Genomic DNA, 19,131 nt, shown 5'->3' with positions numbered 1-19,131 from the left:
ATTCAGGAGGTATGCTACGGGTCACTTTTTATATCCCTGCAGCTCTTTTTTACAGGCAGGATGAAAAAGAAGGACATCATGGAGAAGTTCAGTCAAAAACTGTCATATCTGGAAAACAGCATGAGGCAGTTGGATATAAGTGATAAGTGAGGAGAGGACAATGAAGAAAAAGATTATAACAGGAGCAGTGGTTGTGGTGGTATTGTGTGCTGTTTTGATTCCCCGGTTATTGGGAAACAAGCAGTTTGCTCAGGCGGTGTCGCCGCCTGTCATGGAAGCGGAACAGCCCGTCATGGGGGATATCAGGCTGACTACCAGCCTGATCGGCAAGATTGAGCCGTCCGATGTGGTGTACATATATCCGAAGGCATCGGGAGATGTAACGGCTGTCAATGTAAAAGCAGGGGATATAGTGGCTCAGGGGCAGGTGATCTGTACCATTGATACCAAACAGGTGGAGACGGCAAAAAGCAGTATGGATTCCGCCGGGCTGTCCCTAAAACAGGCCCGGGAGGAGCTGGCCAGGCAGCAGATCTTATACAGCAGCGGAGGGATTTCTGATCAGGAATATGAACAGTACCGGGATAATGTTACCAGCGCTGAGATTTCATATAACCAGGCCAAGTACTCCTATGAAACACAGATGGAGTACAGCCAGATCACGGCGCCTATAGACGGACTGGTGGAGATCTGCGATATGGAGCCGTATGACACAGTTTCCCAGAGCAACCTGATCTGTGTTATTTCGGGAAGAGGCAGCAGGGTGGTATCCTTTTCAGCCACAGAGAGGATCCGTGGATACCTTCAGGAGGGGGATACCATACAGGTGGAAAAGGATGGCGGCTCCTACCAGGGGACCATCTATGAGATCAGCACCATGGCGGATGAAACAACAGGGCTTTACAAGGTCAAGGCCAGCATGGATGAGGACACCTTCCTTTCCACCGGTTCAGAGGTAAAGCTGTATGTGACTTCAGAAGAGACCACCAATGCAATGACCATACCGGTGGATGCTGTTTATTATGAAGATGGAGAACCCTATGTTTATGTATATACAGACGGAAAAGTACACAAAAGGGACATTGAAAGCGGTATATATGATTCCAATACCATGGAGGTGCGATCCGGCCTGACACTGGATGATCAAGTGGTGACGACCTGGAGCTCCGAGCTGTATGAAGGGGCGGAGGTTATCTTGAAAAATCAGGAGGAGGACGGACAATGAACGGATTAACAAAGTATGTCCTGCACCGGCCTGTCACAGCGGTCATGTGTATCCTCTGCCTGATCTTTTTCGGGTATTCTTCCGTAACCGGCACACCGCTGGAACTGAGTCCGGATATGGATATGCCCATGCTGATGGTCATGACGACCTACTCAGGAGCCAGCCCGGAGGATATTGATGAACTGGTGACAAAGGAAATTGAGGACCAGGTCAGCTCTTTAAGCGGTCTGAAATCCATTACCTCCAGCTCCAGCGAGGGAAGTTCCATGGTCATGCTGGAGTATGAATACGGAACAGATACGGACGAGGCATATGATGACCTGAAGAAAAAGATCGATCTGGTGTCCAGCCAGCTGCCGGATGGGGCCGATACCCCCACTATCATGGAGATGAGCATGGACTCCCAGCCGGATATTACCCTTTCCATTGATAACCCGGAAGAGGATAACCTGTACGCGTATGTGGAAGATGAGATCGTGCCGGAGTTTGAGAAGATCTCCGTGGTGGCGGATGTGAACCTGCGGGGAGGCGCAAAGGACTATGTGAAGGTGGAGCTGATCCCGGAAAAGGTGAGCCAGTATAAGATGACCATGTCGTCCATCGCCTCCGACATAAAGGCGGCCGATCTGTCCTATCCGGCAGGCGATACGCGGGTAGGAAGCCAGAAGCTGTCTGTGTCCACCCGTCTTACATATGATACGGTGGAACTGTTAAAGGAGATACCGCTGACCACCCAGGACGGAAGCGCTGTCTATCTGGAGGACGTGGCAAATGTGTATACCACCACGGAGGACAGTGACAGCATTGCAAGGTATGACGGTCAGGAGACTGTCTCTGTTTCCATCACAAAGCAGCAGAGCGCAACATCCGTGGGTCTGTCCGATGAGGTTAAGAAGGTCATTGAAACCCTGACCATGGAGAACGGGAGCCTGAACATCGTCACGGTCAGTGACTCGGCGGACTCCATTATGGAATCCCTGCTGTCCGTTGCTGAAACCCTGATTCTGGCTGTTGTGATATCCATGGCTGTCATATGGCTGTTCTTTGGAGACATAAAGGCATCCCTGATCGTAGGAAGCTCTATTCCGGTATCCATACTGGCAGCGCTGATCCTTATAAACCTCATGGGTTTCACATTGAACGTCATTACCATGAGCGCCCTGACCCTGGGGGTAGGCATGATGGTGGATAACTCCATCGTGGTCCTGGAGAGCTGTTTCAGGGCCACGGATAAAAAGCGGGGAGGGTTTGTGGAATACCTGGAGGATGCGCTGAAGGGGACCAATGTGGTTTGGGCTTCCATACTGGGGGGCACGGCCACCACCTGCGTAGTGTTCCTGCCGCTGGCATTTCTGGAGGGAATGACCGGTCAGATGTTTAAGCCCTTGGGGTTCACCATTGTTTTCTGTATGGTGGCCTCATTGGTGGCAGCCATCACGGTAGTACCTTTGTGTTATATGATGTATAAGCCCAGGGAGCGTGAAAATGCTCCGCTTTCCAGACCAGTGATCCGCATGCAGGAGGGGTACCGGATCTTAATGAAAAAGCTTCTTCACAGGAAAAAAACAGTTCTGGGCGTATCTCTGGGGCTTCTGGCATTCTCGCTTTTAATCGCCACAAAGCTGGATATGGAGCTGATGGCTTCCGATGACCAGGGTGAGGTCAGCATATCGGTGGATACAAGGCCGGGGCTTATAACGGAGAAGGTGGATGCCATCCTGCAGGAGATTGAGCAGGTGATCGTACAGAACCCCAACCTGGAGTCCTACATGACTTCCTATGGCGGCAGTTCTCTTATGGGCGGCAGTTCAGCCAGCATAACGGCCTATCTCAAAGATGACAGGGATATGTCCACGTCAGAGGTGGCCAATCTGTGGAAGCAGGAGCTGTCGGAAATTAAAAACTGTGATATTACCGTGGATGTCAGTTCTTCCATGAGCATGATGTCCTCCTTTGGAGAGAGCTATGAAGTGATCCTAAAGAGCGCAGATTATGACGCAGTGAAAGAGGTGTCATCCAATATTGTCAGTGAGCTGATGGAACGGGATGACGTTACCAAGATCCATTCCGATATTGAGAATTCCTCCCCGGTGGTGGAAGTGAGGGTGGACGCATTAAAAGCCCAGTCCATGGGGCTGACAGCTTCGGCCATCGGCAGTACGGTAAGCAGCCTGATCGGCGGTGTGGAGGCAACGGAGATTGAAGTGGACGGTGAGGACATTGAGGTCAGGGTGGAATATGCGGATGATGAATATAAAACCATTGACCAGGTAAAAGGAATTGTACTGACTACATCCAACGGAGGTTCCGTGGCACTGACTGACCTGGCAGATGTAAAGTTTGTGGACAGTCCGGCCACCGTGTCAAGGGAGGATAAGCAGTACCTGGTCACCATCACAGGCGAATATACGGAACAGGCCGACAGGGACACGGAGAACCGGATAAAAAACCAGGTGGTCACCCCCAACCTGACCAGCACCGTGACCATTGGCCTGAACTCCATGGACCAGTCCATGAATGAAGAGTTCTCAGCCCTGTTCGGAGCGATCGGCACAGCAGTATTCCTGATCTTCGTGGTGATGGCAGCCCAGTTTGAATCGCCCAAGTATTCATTTATGGTCATGACCACCATTCCATTCAGCCTGATCGGCGCATTTGGACTTTTGTATCTGACCAATTGTAAGATAAGCATGGTATCCCTGATCGGATTCCTGATGCTCATAGGTACGGTTGTCAACAACGGAATCCTGTTTGTGGATACGGCCAACCAATACCGCAGGGAGATGGATATGGACACGGCATTGATAGAGGCAGGCGCCACACGTATACGTCCTATTTTGATGACAACGTTGACAACCGTGCTGTCCATGATCCCGATGGCCATGGCTTTGGGAAATTCCGGAAGCATGACCCAGGGACTGGCGGTGGTGGATATCGGCGGCCTGACCGCGTCCACAATCCTGTGCCTCTTGATGCTGCCTGTTTATTATAAGATGATGAGTGGAAAAACAAAGCAGGAGAGTGAAACATGAAATGGTATAAAATGATGACCGCCGCCCTGGCCGCCGCTTTGGGGCTTACAGGGCCCTGGCCTGCCTGGGCTGCAAGCCCGGAATTTGCCAGGACCGGGGAGGAGTGGGCAAAACTTAGAGATGACGTGATTGAGTATGGTGAACTGGCGGACTTGATCCATGAATATAACGCAACGGTACAGAATAACCAGTATGACTATCAGAAATTCAGGGAGGATTACGGGGATACCAATTCGGAGGTGGCGGATGCATACTATGACCTGGCCCAGGATTATTACAATGATATGTCCGGAGAGGATGATGCCAGTTCCAGAATGTCGGATCTGAACCTTCAGATACTGGGGGACAATATGATGGAACAGGCGGATGAAAGCCTGGAGGACAGTAAGATCTATCTTTTGACTTACGAGCAGGCTGAAAAGAACCTGGTGGTCACGGCCCAGTCAAAAATGATCTCCTATTATGAACAGCTTTTAAAACAGCAGCAGAAGGAGGCGTCCCTGGAGGAAGCAAAGCAGGATTACAGCCTTGCCCAGGTAAAATACGCCGCAGGCACCATAACCCAGGTGGAGGTTCTGAGCGCACAGGAAGCCGTACAGTCCGCTGAAGATGAGCTTAAACAGCTGGGTTCGGAGATACGGAACACAAAAGAGACTCTGCTTGTGCTGCTGGGATGGAACTATAATGACAGCCCCGTCATAGGGGAATTGCCGGAACTGGATATGAGCAGGATAGACAGCATGGACCCGGAGAAGGATCTTAACCAGGCGCTTGAAAACAACTACACATTAAAGATCAACAGACGGAAGCTTGAGAATGCCAAGAGCCAGACCACATCCGACAGCCTTAAGACTGCCATTGCCAATAATGAGAAGCAGATAGGCGCGTCCCTGTCCAGTGCTTATAAATCAGTATTGTCCGCCAGGATCACATACCAGCAGGCGCTTACACAGGCACAGCTGGAGGAAACCAATACACAGATAGCGGCCGGCAAGCTTCAGGCAGGTATGATGACCCGGCTGGAATATGAAAAACAGGTGCACGCCAGGGACAACAGCCAGATTACCTCAAAAACAGCTGCATTGAGCCTGATGACAGCCATGGAGAATTACCAGTGGGCGGTCAATGGTCTGGCGGCGGCAGAGTAGCAGGAGGTGAGGCGGTTGATTAAAAAGAGGAAATGGGCGATGTATCTGATACTGCTGGGAATTACTGCTGTTTCCTCCTTCTGCCATGCCGGGACAGCATGGGCGGACATGGAAGAGGCTCAGGAGGAAGTACAGCAGGAGGCACAGAAAAATAAACAGGGCCCAGGTGATGAGGGGGAGGTTCAGGAATATCTGGGAGAGGAACAAAATGAAAAACTGAAGGATCAAGTGCTGGAGTACTCGGAAATCCAGGATATGATCAGAAACTATAACCCTTCTGTCCAGGAGGCGGTATCCGCCTATAACAGGACACTGGAGCAGTACGCAGACGGATGGGCAGAAATGAAGTTCGGCAAAAACAGTGTGGCCACAGATAAGAAAAATGCAAAAGACAGCGGGGACGCGCAGCAGTATTCCTACTATGCAGCGGAAGAGGCCATCTATCAGTCCGCGGCTAAATCCTACCAAAAAATGTACGATAGTATGCAGTCTGCTTCCAGTACCAGCAGCCAGCGAAAAATCGAACGGCAGATGACCGTGGCAACCCAATCCCTTGTGATCTCTTATGAAACCATGAGGCTTGAAAGAGATACCCTTGAAAAGGAAAGGGAACTTTATCAGAAACAGTATGAGCTTGCGGTTGTGAGGGAACAGGCGGGAATGGGAACGCAGGCGGACGTATTAAAGGCATTGAACCAGGTACAGTCCGCAGAGGCGTCCATTGCTTCCACGGATGAAAGCATGGCAGGTCTCTATGACTCTATCTGTCTCTCGGTGGGAAGGGATACAAACGGAGGGATGGTGATCGCGGAAATTCCCGCAGCCGATACGAAGCGGGCAGATGGGATCAATCTGGAAGAAGATACAAGAAAGGCCATTGGAAATAATGATACACTGATGAGTGACAGGCATTCCCTGCAGGCGACATCCACCTCCAGTTCAAATTATAAGCTGCGTACCATGGAGGAGGGAGAACAGAAGCTGGCCAGCAAGATGAAGAGTCTGTATGATTCGGTGCAGCAGAAAAAGAAAGCCCTGGAAACTGCTGCAACAGGATATGAGAAGGCAGGCAGGGAAAAACAGAATGCGGATACGAAGTACAGTATTGGAATGCTGAGCCAGGATGAATATTTAAGGGAGCAGATGAATTATATCCAAAGAACAGCGGAATACAGATCCGCGGATCTGGCATTTACCCAGGCCATGGATGCATATGACTGGGCCGTATTGGGAATCGCGGACATTGAAGCATAGAGGAGGGGGAGCTGCTGCCAAGGAGCGGATCAGTGAGGGGATGGGGAGATTTTCGGCACATAAAAAGGCGGATCAGCGAAGAAGGAGGATTGGCTAAAAAAACACAAGATACCGAAAGGATATTGTGATATAATGTAAAATGCCGAATAGAGAAAAAGGGGTATTATGAAGTATATGAAGAACGGATATAACAAAACAGTGTATGCCTGCTTTACCGGATATGTGGTACAGGCGATTGTAAATAATTTTGCACCTTTGCTGTTCCTGACCTTTCAGGGCAGTTATGGGATTCCCTTGAGTAAGATCACCATGCTGGTCACCATTAACTTTATCCTCCAGCTGCTGGTGGACCTGGTTTCCATTGGGTTTGTGGACAGGATCGGCTACCGGGCGTCCATGATGCTTGCCCATATCTTTGTGGCGGCAGGACTGGTATCCCTGACCGTTCTGCCGGAGGTGTTTGAGGACCCTTTTGCGGGTCTGCTGATCGCGGTCATGGTATATGCGGTGGGCGGCGGGCTCCTTGAGGTCCTGGTAAGCCCTGTGATGGAAGCCTGCCCCACGGACAATAAGGAAAAGGCCATGAGTTTGCTCCATTCTTTTTACTGCTGGGGCCATGTGGGTGTGGTTTTGTGTTCCACCATATATTTCAGGATTTTCGGCATTGGCAGCTGGAAAGCAATGGCCCTTATATGGGCGGTGATTCCCCTTTTAAATACATTTGTATTTGCAAAGGTACCCATTGCGCCCCTTACACCGGAAAATGAGACAGGGCTTACCATCAAGGCGCTTTTCTCCAAAAGGATCTTCTGGATCCTGATGCTGATGATGGTCTGCGCGGGAGCGTGCGAACAGTCTGTAAGCCAGTGGGCTTCCACGTTTGCCGAAAAGGGACTGGGTGTGAGCAAGACTGTGGGGGATCTGGCAGGTCCCATGGCATTTGCTGTTCTCATGGGAACCTCCAGGGCCTTTTACGGCAGGTTCGGCCACAAGATCAATTTGGAACGGTTCATGATCTACAGCGGCATTCTGTGCATCCTGTCCTATCTGTGCATTTCCCTGCTTCAGGTCCCTGTCCTTGGTCTGGCGGGGTGTGCCCTGTGCGGCTTGTCCGTGGGGATCCTGTGGCCGGCCACCTTCAGCATGGCCGCGGCCTCAGTGAAACGGGGAGGCACTGCAATGTTTGCCTTTTTAGCATTGGCCGGGGATCTGGGATGTTCCGGGGGCCCCACACTGGTGGGGGTGGTGTCCGGCTATTTTGGAGATGATCTGAGAAAGGGGATCCTGGCAGCGGTGGTGTTCCCGGTCCTGCTGCTGTTGGGGATCATGGGCAGCAGGAAATCAAAAACAGGCCTTGCAGTATAGGGCCTGTTTTTGTCTGAACAAGATTATAGTCAGGATAGCAGCTCTTCATAATCAGCCTGGGGCATGGGGCGGTGGAAATAAAAGCCCTGTGCGAACCGGCATCCCATTGCCTGAAGCAGTTGGGACTGGGTGCGGTTCTCCACGCCCTCGCAGATGACCGTCATTCCCAGTTCACCTGCCATCTGGATCAGGTTTCGCAGCACAATCTGTTCCCGGATCCCGGCAACCCCGTGGCACACAAAGCTTCGGTCCAGCTTGAGGATATCTGCGGTCAGCTGCTGGAGCTGTCCCAGGGAAGAATAGCCGGAGCCAAAATCATCAATGGAAATCAGGAATCCCAGTTCCTTCAGCCGGGGAAGCATGGAGACAATGGTATCGGAATCTTCAAGAAGAGCGCTCTCCGTGATCTCGATCTCCAGAAGATTTTTAGGGATCCCATAGAGGTCGGCAATGCGGCAGACCTGTTCCGGAAAGTCCGGTTCTATAAAGTGCAGCCTTGAGAAATTACAGGAAACAGGCAACAGCCGGATCCCTTGCTGCTTCCATGACTGAATGGTGCGGCAGACTGTCTCAAACAGCCAGAAGTCCACTTTTTTTACCATACCGTTTTTTTCAAACAGAGGGATAAAGGTTCCCGGCATGAGAAATCCCTTTTCCGGATGGTTCCACCGGATCAGCGCCTCGCTGCCGATCACCTGTGCGTCCCTTATGGATACCTTGGGCTGGTAATACACCTCGAATTCATTGCAGGAAAGGGCCTGATCCAGGCTGCTTTCCAGCTGTCCGGCCACAACGGCCGCCCTGCGCATCTGCTCATCATACAGCACGGCAAAACTTCCCGGTGTGTTTTTGGCATGGCGCCTTGCATAGTTTGCCAAATCCATCATCTGATGGATGTCCGGATCTTCGGCCTGGCCGGTAAGGTAAACCCCAAAGACAACATGGATCCGGTTGGGAATTTCTGTTTCTTCCTTTCTCCACTGGTCCAGTTTGTCAACGCAGGCGGTCAGGCGTAAAGTGAGCTGTTCCCAGGATTGGTACTGCAGTAACAGTACAAAATTGTCCGCGGATATACGCCCGCAGCACTCCTTGGGGCCTAAGGCCTCAGACAGGACCCTGGCGCAGGTAAGCAGCACCTTATCTCCCATGGCAAATCCAAAGGTATCATTGATAAGCTTGAATTGACGGATATCTCCGTAAAGCAGTGCAAGACCGTGCTGTTTTTTGTTTGATGTCAGGGCGGACCATTTGCCATAAAAGCCGTTCATGCTGTCCAGGCCGGTCAGCTCATCCTTGTACAGCAATTCCTGGATCCTGCGGTTGCTGCGCAGGGCGTTTCTGAGATTATAACTCACCAGGAGAATGATGATGCCAAGTATCAGGGACACTCCGCCCATCACAGGCCAGGTGTGCTGCTCCACAAATTCAGCCAGGCTTATATCCTTTGCGTCCGCGGAATTTTTGATCATAAATGCATCGACCTGTTCCGCGGGCAGGTATTGGATGCATTTGTTTAAGATGGAATACAGGCGGGGATCCGCGTTGGAGGAGACGCCGATACACAGTTTGTTGGTATACCGGCTCAGCGTGGTCTCGTTCATATCATTGTAATATATATCATCCAGGAAGGATCCGGCCGCCTGGGTGTTAAGGTAAGCTGCGTCCGCCTTACCCTGATGCACTGCATCCAGACATTCCCGTATGGATGAAAAGTAGTGGATCACACTATTGGGAAAATCCTTTGCTACTTCTTCGGAGAGTTGATATCCCTTTGGAAGGGCCAGGACCTCCTGAACTGCGGAATTGTTCCGTGTGATGAGGGAGGTGGGAGAGCTGAGGTAATAAAGGGTGGAGTTGATGTGGTTCCTTCCGTCCCAGAGGTAATCCCCATCGGACACACACAGGGCATCCACCTTTCCCTGGGACAGAAGCTCCAATGCCTCCGACTGGGGATGCGCCTCATAAACAAAGAAAAGTTCGCTGTTGCTCTCAATAAAATGGAAAATGTCGGAAACCACACCCCTGAACTCGCCGGAATTTTTATCCTGATAGGACAGGGGGGCAAATCCGGGATCGTATGATACGACCACAGGACCGGCCTGCGCCATGTACTGTCTCTCATCCCTGGTAAACACAGGCTTTTGGTTGGTGCTGGGGGAAAGGTATTTGTCATAGAGATCCGTACTGTAACCGGGATTGTTTAACAGGATGCTGTTCATGGCCCTGTTCAGGTCATCCAGCAGTCCGGGATTTTTCTTTGTCACAGCAAAATACAGGGGACTGGGGGAAAACTGGGCAACGCTGCGGTAGGAACTGTTCTTGCCAAGATGGGTGATCGCCACACCGTCCAGGACACCCTGATCCAGGGCGGACAATAGCTCGCCTGTCTCCTCATAATCAATGATATCCAGGGTGATCTGATGTTCCGCGCAGAATTCCCTGAAACGGACGCCATCGATCCCTCCCTTGATGATCCCTACTTTCATGCCTTCAAACGCTTTAAAGTCCTCGTAGTCATAGCGCTCATCATCCATGCGCACATTCAGGGTAGTATAGATGCTGCACATGGGCTGGGTTACAAACAGGATCTCATTTAACCGTTCTTCTGAAAAATAGACGGAAGGAAGGAGATCGATCTCCCCGTCCACAAGCATATGATATGCCGCATTCCAGCTCCCGGCATCCACGATTTCAAACCTGAGTCCGGACTGCTTGGCGATTTCCTGGAGGAATTCTATGTTGTAGCCGACATACTCCCCCTGCTGGTTCAGTGACATATAATCCCCGTCTTCATAATAGCCCACTTGTATGGTCTGGGTTTCATGGGTTTGGATTTCAGCGGTTTGGGGTTCAGCGGTTTGGGCAAAGACAGCGTCAGGCGTCAGAAGGCACAATGACAGGACCATGATGATCTGAACTAGGATTCGATGGGCAATACGGCGCATGGGGACTTCACCTTCTTCCAATATGATAAGTCAAAAATCTTCCATAATTATATCAGAGTTTCCTTTAAATAACAATCTGATGGTTAAAACCACAGCTTTAAAATGTTTCTTAGAATCCATACTGCAGGAATCCCCAAAGCATTTGTGGGTATACTACCCTCAGTGGACAAGGGTATTCCAAACGGCTGTTACAGGGAGGCAGATGCAATGGCAGAAAAGCAGATAAACAGGGAAGATTTCAGAACGGCTGGGTCTATATGGAGTGATTGTGCAGAGCGTCCGGCTTTTCAACGTCTGAAGACGGATCTAAAGACAGACGTGCTTGTGATCGGAGGAGGCATGGCCGGACTTTTATGCGCTTATATGCTGGACCGGGCGGGAGTGGACTATGTGCTGGTTGAGGCAGATACCATCGGAAGAGGGATCACAGAGAACACCACTGCCAAGATCACATCCCAGCACGGCCTGATCTATCACAAGCTGGTAAAGGAATTCGGCATGGAAAAGGCGGCAATGTACCTTCACGCCAATGAGGATGCCCTGAGCAGATATAAGGACCTGTGCAGGGGAATAGACTGTGATCTTGAAGAAAGGGACGCCTTTGTATATTCCCTGAAAGACACGCGGGAGATGGAAGATGAACTGGATACCCTGGGAAAACTTCACTTTCCATCGGAGTTTGTAAAGCATCCGCCCCTTCCCTTCCCGGTGGCCGGGGCCGTGCGGTTTGCGGATCAGGCCCAGTTCAACCCCATAAAATTCATCCGAGGGATTGCCGGCGGCTTAAACATTTATGAACACACAAGGGTAAGGGAACTGGCAGAGGGAAAGGCGATGACTGACGCGGGGACTGTTACAGCGGATCATATGATCGTTGCCACCCATTTTCCTTTTATCAATAAGCATGGGAGTTATTTCCTGAAAATGTACCAGCACCGTTCCTATGTGATCGCCCTGGAACATGGGCCGGATCTGAAGGGCATGTATGTGGATGCGGCGCCTGCAGGGCTGTCCCTGCGCAACTATAAGGATCTGCTGCTGGTCGGCGGAGGCGGACACCGAACGGGGAAGACGGGAGGAAACTGGGAGGAACTCAGACGGTTTGCATCCGATCATTATCCGGATGCCCGGGAATGCTGCCGGTGGGCCGCCCAGGACTGTATGACCCTTGACCATGTCCCTTATATCGGCCGGTATTCCAGACGCACCCGCGGCCTGTTGGTGGCAGCCGGATTTAACAAATGGGGGATGACGTCCTCCATGGTTTCCGCCATGGTGCTTACGGATATGGTCATGGGAAAGAAGAATCCTTATGAAGCGGTATTTTCCCCGTCCAGGACCATGCTCAGGCCGCAGCTGGCAGCCAACGGGCTGGAGGCGGCAAAGAATCTCTTAACCCTGTCAACTCCCCGCTGTCCCCATATGGGATGCGCGCTGAAATGGAATCAAGCTGAGCATTCCTGGGACTGTCCATGTCATGGCTCGCGCTTTGACGGAAAAGGGCATCTGACGGATAATCCGGCCACAGGGGACTTAAAATCAGGGAAAGGACATGTATAAGGAGATGTACAGGAGCTGAAGCGTACCGGGATTCTGAAATCCCCCCTGCTAAAAAGGATATGCTGGGAACAGCTGCTTTAACGCATAAATAAACAGGACGGCGCCGGTATCAGTCAGTGATTGATACCGGCGCCGCTTTGTCTGTATTCCATGGACTTAATTGTCGATCTGTGGTAGAATGGTATTCATGTGAGTGGTAAGAAATTACATAATTTATGGTACGGAGGACAGTATTATGCAAAAGCGAATCGTAACCATGCTTTTGGCTGCAGCGCTGCTTGTCTCCGGTGTCCTCTCCATCCTGTCCATCCATGGACTGCAGGGGAATGCGCGGATCATCAATTATACCGGCGTAGTGAGGGGGGCGACCCAGAGACTGATCAAACAGGAAATGAACGGACAGCATAATGATGCCCTCATTGCCAGATTGGATGGGATTTTAAACGAACTGGCCACCGGCCAGGGAGATAACGGCCTCCTGCGTTTGGAGAACGATGCATTTCAGGAACTGATCGCCCAGATGCAGGATCAGTGGGAAGAGATCAAGGATGAGATCCGTCAGGTCCGGCAGGGGACAGACAAGACAGAACTTTACAGGCTCAGTGAAGCGTATTTTGAGCTGGCCGACCGCACGGTTTCTGCAGCGGAGGAGTATTCAGAGCAGCAGGTGGAGCGGGCGGAACAGGGATTTTTTATTCTGGGGGCGGCGGTTATCATCCTGACCCTTTTTCTGGTGTGGTATGGCCGTATTCAGAAACAGCGCCAGAAGGCATTGACGGATGCGGAGGATGCCAACCGGATCAGGAGCGAACATCTGGACCGCATGTCCGAGGACCTGCGTGCGCCGATGGATGCCATTTCGGAACTTCTGTATGTCAGTGATGTGGAGAGCAATGACCTTCTCTTCCTGAACGAGGCCGGACGGAAAACATTTGGGGTAACGGACCTGAGGGGACAGAAGTGTTATAAGGTCCTTCAGGGTCTGGACCATCCCTGTGAATTCTGCACCACTTCATTTTTGGTGCCTGGAGAGAATTATACCTGGGAATTTACAAACCCCATTACAAAGAAGCATTATCTGCTGAAGGACCGGCTGCTGCAGTGGGACGGCCGCCCTGCAAGGATAGAGATCGCTTTTGATATCACGGAAGCGGAAGCGGAAAAGCAGGCGCTTAAGAACACCCTGGACACGGAACAGATGGTCATGGAGTGTGTGCGTATCATGTACAGGCAGCCTGACATGGCGCTGTCCGCCCCCATGGTGCTGGAACACCTGGGATGCTTTCTCTCGGCGGACCGTTCCTATCTGGCCATGCTGCGAGACGGTCTGCTGTATAATGATTTTGAATGGTGCAAAGACGGGATTGACTCCCAGAAAGAAAACCTGCAGGGTGTCCCACTGTCCTCCGTTGAACGCTGGGTGCCCATATTCAACAGCCAGAAGTGTGTCATACTTGAGAACATAGAAGATATAAAGGAAAGCTATCCCCAGGAATATGAACTGCTGAGTTCCCAGGGTATCCGCAGCCTGGTGGCCGCGCCCATGGAACAGAACGGGAATTTCAGAGGACTTTTGGGAGTGGACAACCCGCCGCCGGAGCGGATACGGAGCATCGGGTCCCTGCTGCAGACCCTGTGTTATTTCCTTATGCTGGCCTACCAGCGTACGGAAAGCGAACAGCAGCTTTCCCATATGAGCTATTATGATATGCTTACCTCCTTTTACAACCGCAACCGGTATATTGAGGACTCCGCTGCATTATCCGGCCGCTCGGGGCCAATGGGTATTGTGTACCTGGATGTGAACGGCCTTAAGGATATCAATGATGAGCACGGCCATGCCTATGGGGATAAGGTGCTGGTGGAATGCACCTGTCAGATGAGGGAGGTATTCAGGGATTCCAATTATTACAGGATCGGCGGGGATGAGTTTGTCATCATCTGCCCGGGGATCGACCAGGAAACCTTTGACATGAGGGTGGCGGATCTGCGCCATCATTTCAGGCTGAACCCCTTGTGCAAGGCTGCCATTGGGGCGCAGTGGGATCAGGAGTACGCTAACCTCCAGCAGGTCATTGCAAAGGCTGATGCAAAGATGTATGAGGATAAGAAGGATTTCTACCGCAGGAATCCCTCCTCCCACCGATACCGCCACCATAATGACCAGGTGCTCCATCTGTCTGATCCAAAGGTGCTGCAGGAAGAGATCTGTCAGGAGCGTTTTGTGGTATATCTTCAGCCTCAGATATCCTCATCTGACTGCTGTGCCGTGGGGGCGGAGGCCCTGATCCGCTACCAGCCTTATTCAGGATCCCTGATCCTGCCCGGCAATTTCCTTCCTCTGCTGGAGGAGAGCCAGACCATAAGCCAGATTGATTTTTATGTATTTGAGTATGCCTGTTCCCAGCTTAAGGAGTGGGCAAGACAGGGAAAGCAGGCCCTCCCTGTGTCGGTGAACTTTTCCAGAAGCTCCTTGTCCCAGCACGATTTTGTAGACCGCTTAAACAGGCTGTGCCGGCAGTACGGCGTGGATAAACGGTATCTGGAAATTGAACTGACAGAGACGGCCCGTGAAGGGGATGGCGTGGATCTGAAAGCCCTGATCCGCAGTCTCAGGGAAGAGGGATTTATCGTTGCCATTGATGATTTTGGGACGGAGTACGCCAACCTGGCCCTGCTGTCCACGGTTGAGTTTGACGTGCTTAAGCTGGACAAAAGCCTGGTGGATGACGTGGCCCTTAGTTCCAGGGCCCGTTCCGTGGTGGAGAATATAGTGAGTATCTGCAAAGGGATGCAGATCAAGGTGGTGGCGGAAGGGATCGAGACAGAGGAACAGCTGGAAGCGCTGCGCTCCTGCGGAGTTGAACTGGTGCAGGGATATCTGTTCAGCAAACCCATCCCCACCAGTGAGTATGAAGAAAAATATTTAAAATCATAAGAGGGGAATAATGATATGCCAGCCTTGAATTTATTGATCAAACCATCATCAGGCATGTGTAATTTAAACTGCACCTACTGTTTTTACCACGACCTGATGAGCAAGCGGGAGATCCCGTCCTATGGATTCATGTCCGGGGAGATACGGGAAACCCTGATAAAGAAGGCGCTTGACTATGCTGCAGGCCAGTGCTCCTTTGGATTCCAGGGGGGAGAACCCACCATGATCGGACTGGAGTTCTACAAGGAGTTCGTGGAGCTGGTAAAACAGTATAACCATAAGAACCTGGATGTGAGTTTTTACATACAGACCAACGGATACCAGCTGTCTCAGGAATGGGTAAAGTTCCTGGCAAAGCATCATTTCCTTACAGGGATATCCCTGGACGGCACCATACACACCCATAACCGTTACAGAAAGAACTATGACGGGAAGGATTCATTTGCCCAGGTCATGGAGACGATTGAGCTGTTTGACCGCTACAAGGCAGAGTATAATATTTTGACCGTTGTAAATCAGGCCACTGCCATGAGCGTGAGGAAAATCTATCAGTTTTACCGTAAAAATGATTTCCGTTACCTCCAGTTCATTCCCTGTCTGGATCCGATCGGGAAGGAGAAGGGAAACGAGGAATACTCCCTGCTGCCGGAGGCATATGGGAAGTTTCTGTGTGAACTGTTTGATCTGTGGTATGATGACTATCTTCATGGAAGGATTGTTTCCATCCGCACCTTTGACAATTATCTGGGGATCCTTCGGGGATATCCGCCTGAAGCGTGCGACATGCGGGGGCAGTGCAGTGTCCAGCATGTGGTGGAAGCGGACGGAAGTGTGTATCCATGTGATTTCTATGTATTGGACCAATGGAGGCTGGGAAATGTTATGGAGGATGATTTCGCTGACTACCGTGCCAGGGAAAAGGCCAGGGAATTTATAGAAAGTTCACATAACATAGATGAGGAGTGCCAAAACTGCCGCTATTTCCCGCTGTGCCGCGGCGGATGCCGCAGGGTGCGGGAGGAGAGTGCATCGGGCAGGAACTATTTCTGCCGGTCTTACAAGATGTTCTTTGATTATGCCCTTGACCGGATGGGAAGGATGAGATAAGGCGCTGTGGCCTGTGTGGTAAATAATATCGGTTCAAATATATAGCGCTTGACAGATGTATCAGGAGACATTCATAATAGGGCCTTTAGGGGCCCTTTTTCAGTTCTATCTTATCCGCCTGATAAAGCATTGGACGGTCTTTAAGAAAATGTTAAGTATTTTATAGTACTTGACATTGCATAGTAGTATGTATAATATAGTATCTAAAGGAGGACGGCCATGAATCCACAATTTAAAAAAGGGGTCCTTGAGTTGGTTGTGCTGGAATCTGTCAGGAAAAAGGACATGTATGGATATGAACTGGTGGAGGAGGTATCAAAGGTGATTGATGTAAATGAAGGAACCATTTACCCGCTGTTAAAGCGCCTTACCAATGAGAGGTATTTTGAGACCTATCTGAGGGAATCCACGGAAGGCCCCCCCAGAAAATATTACCATATAACAGCAGCCGGTGTGCTGTACCGTGACCGGCTGGAGCAGGAGTGGAATGAATTTCAGGAAAAGGTATGTGTATTTTTAAAGGAGCAGAAGGATGAATAAAAAAGAATTTTTAGAGGAACTGGGAGGATACCTTGCCATCCTGGATGAGAAGGAGCAGCAGGATATCCTGGAAGAATATTCGCAGCACATTGATATGAAGATTGAGAATGGACTAAGTGAGGAGGACGCTATCCGCGATTTCGGCCATATAGGGGAGCTGGCAGGGGAGATACTGGAGGCGTACCATGTTAATCCGGAATATAAGGGAGCCGGGGCATTAAAAGTAAAAAAGGGTACAAAGGCTGCCGCGAAAAAGGGAAAACAGCTGCTGTATACAGTGTCCGGCTTTTTCCGGAAAGGACGGGAGGCCGCCGGGCGGTTCCTGGCCCTTTGTTGGGGAAAGACAAAGAAAGGGATCGTCAGGGCCAAGGCGGCTCTGTCCAGGCCATGGAAGGGGGAGCGCCCTGCTCATGCCGGGAGATGGAGCAGGACCGGATCCGGGATCCGGACGCTGCTGCCCATGTCCAAACGAAAAGCAGGTTCCATATTCAGTGAGGGACAGGCGGCACCAGGCGGAGAAGATGGGATACCTGACAGTGCAGGATCAGTATACGGCGGTGTAATGCCTGGTGCGGTGAATACTGTATCCGGGACGAGGGCCGGGAGGACTTCCTGTCTTTCCGGTTTTAAAAAGTGGCCGGGAAAGATATGCCGCTCCATAGGAGCCTTGATGGGATACTGTCTCCGCCTGGTCCTGTTTACGGTCCTGTGGGGTATCCGGTGGTGCTGGAACTGCTGCATGATCTTCCTGGCCCTGATCAGTGCTGTTTTCACACTGGCCTTTTTGTTCCTGTTTGGAGTTGCAGCGGTCTGGCTGTCCCAGGGATTTCCGTTCATGGGCACAAGCCTGATGAGCTTAGGCCTTATCCTCTGCGGCGTATCCTTTACATACCTGTGCGTCAGCTTTCTGCGTCTGCATAAAAAGGGAAAGGAAGCAAGTGGGCGGAAAACAGATGACCGGGATACGGATGACCAGAAGGAAGAAACACAACTGAAGGAGGTACGGCATGCGTAAGTTACAAATGATTATGATCGGGGTTTTCTGCACCGGTGTTTTTCTGAGCGGGGCAGGGACCGGACTTGCCTTTTCTGAGGTATCTTCTTTTGCCTATATGGGAGAGAAGGATGCAGGAACCGTGGACATGCAAACGGAAGAATTTGAGTGTGCCTTTGAACCCCGGGAGGAGAAGTTGGCGGTTTATAATCACTATGGATCTCATTCCGGGCAGGAAGAACTGGTGGAGTCACCGGATGTACCGGAAAACACCATCCGTTTCCAGGTTACCTATAATGCGGCAGCTGTAAAGCCGTTTCTCGATTATGCGGAAAATGAATCGGCCGGTATCTATTATTCATACATAGGAGACAGTTCCGATGATTTTAAAATATTTATGGAATGCAAGGATCAGATACTGGCAGATCTAAAGGACAGAAAGATCAGCACTTACCGCACACAGACCATCAAAGAGATCAAGATCCTGGTTAATCCGTCCTCAGTGGATTCCATCCGTTTTGTGAGATGATATGGGCCGGTTTTCCAGTTACAAATAGATGAAGCACCCGGGAAACTTTCACAAGAGCTTCCCGGGTGGAGTTAGAACATAAGATGGCTGAGCGTTCAGGGGTCTTTAAAATGCCATTGACTCAAGCCAGAAATTGGAGCCGGAGCCGGCCAGGGTAACGGTGTAAGAATTATTCTGAAGGAAATTCATCCAGGTATCCACAAGGGGTGTACGCAGGTTGGAACTTCGGTAAACCGTGATGCGGTAGCGTCCCGGTGCCACATTATAAAAACGAGTAAAGTTCAGGAAATCCAGGTTGGAGACAACCAGCCGGTCATTTACGTAGATCTGCACCGGCTCACGGACCGCGGCGTTATAGAATCTGACGCGTGCAGTGGTGATTGGGAAAACATTTCCCGGCAAAAGCACGCCCCAATTCCATGACCAGTCAGGTCTAGGCGGCTGGGGTCTGGGCGGCTGGGGTCTGGGCGGCTGGGGTCTGGGCGGCTGAGGCC

General features: G+C 51.1%; 13 protein-coding genes. 11 read left to right on the top strand and 2 right to left on the bottom strand.

Going from position 1 to position 19,131, the window contains the following annotated elements; translation table 11 throughout:
- Positions 1-160: 160 nt before the first annotated feature.
- The 5 genes from CLFS41_RS09115 to CLFS41_RS09095 all read left to right on the top strand — a co-directional run bounded on the left by CLFS41_RS09115 (position 161) and on the right by CLFS41_RS09095 (position 8,024).
- Positions 161-1,225 carry an efflux RND transporter periplasmic adaptor subunit gene (locus CLFS41_RS09115; RefSeq protein WP_007858991.1) on the top strand — a complete coding sequence of 355 codons (1,065 nt, stop codon included), beginning with the start codon at positions 161-163 and terminating at the stop codon, positions 1,223-1,225.
- Positions 1,222-4,257, top strand: a complete 3,036-nt coding sequence (locus tag CLFS41_RS09110; protein ID WP_045092104.1) for an efflux RND transporter permease subunit — start codon at positions 1,222-1,224, stop codon at positions 4,255-4,257. The genes CLFS41_RS09115 and CLFS41_RS09110 overlap by 4 nt, the downstream gene beginning before the upstream one ends.
- A complete protein-coding gene (locus tag CLFS41_RS09105) occupies positions 4,254-5,405 on the top strand; it encodes a TolC family protein (RefSeq protein ID WP_045092103.1) in 1,152 nt (383 codons plus the stop codon). The genes CLFS41_RS09110 and CLFS41_RS09105 overlap by 4 nt, the downstream gene beginning before the upstream one ends.
- 15 nt (positions 5,406-5,420) lie before the next feature.
- On the top strand, positions 5,421-6,659 hold the full coding sequence (locus CLFS41_RS09100; RefSeq protein ID WP_242856810.1) for a TolC family protein: 1,239 nt from the start codon (positions 5,421-5,423) through the stop codon (positions 6,657-6,659).
- A gap of 165 nt (positions 6,660-6,824) precedes the next feature.
- Positions 6,825-8,024, top strand: coding sequence for an MFS transporter (locus CLFS41_RS09095; RefSeq protein ID WP_007858983.1), 1,200 nt, complete (start codon positions 6,825-6,827; stop codon positions 8,022-8,024).
- Between the two features lie 29 nt (positions 8,025-8,053).
- Here the strand turns inward: CLFS41_RS09095 and CLFS41_RS09090 are convergent, their stop codons facing one another.
- Positions 8,054-10,969 (bottom strand): EAL domain-containing protein, encoded by a 2,916-nt coding sequence (locus CLFS41_RS09090; RefSeq protein WP_045092102.1) that lies wholly within the window; start codon positions 10,967-10,969, stop codon positions 8,054-8,056.
- 207 nt (positions 10,970-11,176) lie between these two features.
- On the opposite strand from CLFS41_RS09090, the gene CLFS41_RS09085 reads away from it, so the two are divergent.
- The 6 genes from CLFS41_RS09085 to CLFS41_RS09060 all read left to right on the top strand — a co-directional run bounded on the left by CLFS41_RS09085 (position 11,177) and on the right by CLFS41_RS09060 (position 18,637).
- The gene (locus CLFS41_RS09085) at positions 11,177-12,529 is read left to right on the top strand and encodes an FAD-dependent oxidoreductase (protein ID WP_045092101.1); all 1,353 of its coding nucleotides are present in this window, start codon (positions 11,177-11,179) and stop codon (positions 12,527-12,529) included.
- Between the two features lie 235 nt (positions 12,530-12,764).
- A complete protein-coding gene (locus tag CLFS41_RS09080) occupies positions 12,765-15,467 on the top strand; it encodes an EAL domain-containing protein (RefSeq protein WP_045092100.1) in 2,703 nt (900 codons plus the stop codon).
- 15 nt (positions 15,468-15,482) lie between these two features.
- Positions 15,483-16,574, top strand: a complete 1,092-nt coding sequence (locus CLFS41_RS09075) for an anaerobic sulfatase maturase (protein WP_007858977.1) — start codon at positions 15,483-15,485, stop codon at positions 16,572-16,574.
- Between the two features lie 219 nt (positions 16,575-16,793).
- Positions 16,794-17,114, top strand: coding sequence for a PadR family transcriptional regulator (locus tag CLFS41_RS09070; protein WP_007858976.1), 321 nt, complete (start codon positions 16,794-16,796; stop codon positions 17,112-17,114).
- Positions 17,107-18,129 (top strand): DUF1700 domain-containing protein, encoded by a 1,023-nt coding sequence (locus CLFS41_RS09065; protein ID WP_048930213.1) that lies wholly within the window; start codon positions 17,107-17,109, stop codon positions 18,127-18,129. Before CLFS41_RS09070 ends, CLFS41_RS09065 begins: the two co-directional genes overlap by 8 nt.
- A complete protein-coding gene (locus CLFS41_RS09060; RefSeq protein ID WP_045092099.1) occupies positions 18,122-18,637 on the top strand; it encodes a hypothetical protein in 516 nt (171 codons plus the stop codon). Before CLFS41_RS09065 ends, CLFS41_RS09060 begins: the two co-directional genes overlap by 8 nt.
- A 105-nt stretch (positions 18,638-18,742) precedes the next feature.
- On the opposite strand, the gene CLFS41_RS09055 is transcribed toward CLFS41_RS09060, so the two are convergent.
- A partial coding sequence (locus CLFS41_RS09055) for a DUF4397 domain-containing protein (protein ID WP_045092098.1) occupies positions 18,743-19,131 on the bottom strand: 389 nt, incomplete at its 5' end.

The sequence above is a fragment of the Clostridium sp. FS41 genome, from assembly GCF_000954015.1.
Taxonomy (GTDB): domain Bacteria; phylum Bacillota; class Clostridia; order Lachnospirales; family Lachnospiraceae; genus Enterocloster; species Enterocloster citroniae.
Note: the sequence above shows the minus strand (reverse complement) of the source record. Positions and strands in the feature narration are given on the sequence as shown.

What these genes read in the sequence shown, in the direction of transcription:
- CLFS41_RS09115 (WP_007858991.1), top strand. Translation starts at nt 161, where the DNA reads ATGAAGAAAAAGATTATAACAGGAGCAGTGGTTGTGGTGGTATTGTGT.
- CLFS41_RS09110 (WP_045092104.1), top strand. Translation starts at nt 1,222, where the DNA reads ATGAACGGATTAACAAAGTATGTCCTGCACCGGCCTGTCACAGCGGTC.
- CLFS41_RS09105 (WP_045092103.1), top strand. Translation starts at nt 4,254, where the DNA reads ATGAAATGGTATAAAATGATGACCGCCGCCCTGGCCGCCGCTTTGGGG.
- CLFS41_RS09095 (WP_007858983.1), top strand. Translation starts at nt 6,825, where the DNA reads ATGAAGTATATGAAGAACGGATATAACAAAACAGTGTATGCCTGCTTT.
- CLFS41_RS09090 (WP_045092102.1), bottom strand. Translation starts at nt 10,969, where the DNA reads ATGCGCCGTATTGCCCATCGAATCCTAGTTCAGATCATCATGGTCCTG.
- CLFS41_RS09085 (WP_045092101.1), top strand. Translation starts at nt 11,177, where the DNA reads ATGGCAGAAAAGCAGATAAACAGGGAAGATTTCAGAACGGCTGGGTCT.
- CLFS41_RS09080 (WP_045092100.1), top strand. Translation starts at nt 12,765, where the DNA reads ATGCAAAAGCGAATCGTAACCATGCTTTTGGCTGCAGCGCTGCTTGTC.
- CLFS41_RS09075 (WP_007858977.1), top strand. Translation starts at nt 15,483, where the DNA reads ATGCCAGCCTTGAATTTATTGATCAAACCATCATCAGGCATGTGTAAT.
- CLFS41_RS09070 (WP_007858976.1), top strand. Translation starts at nt 16,794, where the DNA reads ATGAATCCACAATTTAAAAAAGGGGTCCTTGAGTTGGTTGTGCTGGAA.
- CLFS41_RS09065 (WP_048930213.1), top strand. Translation starts at nt 17,107, where the DNA reads ATGAATAAAAAAGAATTTTTAGAGGAACTGGGAGGATACCTTGCCATC.
- CLFS41_RS09060 (WP_045092099.1), top strand. Translation starts at nt 18,122, where the DNA reads ATGCGTAAGTTACAAATGATTATGATCGGGGTTTTCTGCACCGGTGTT.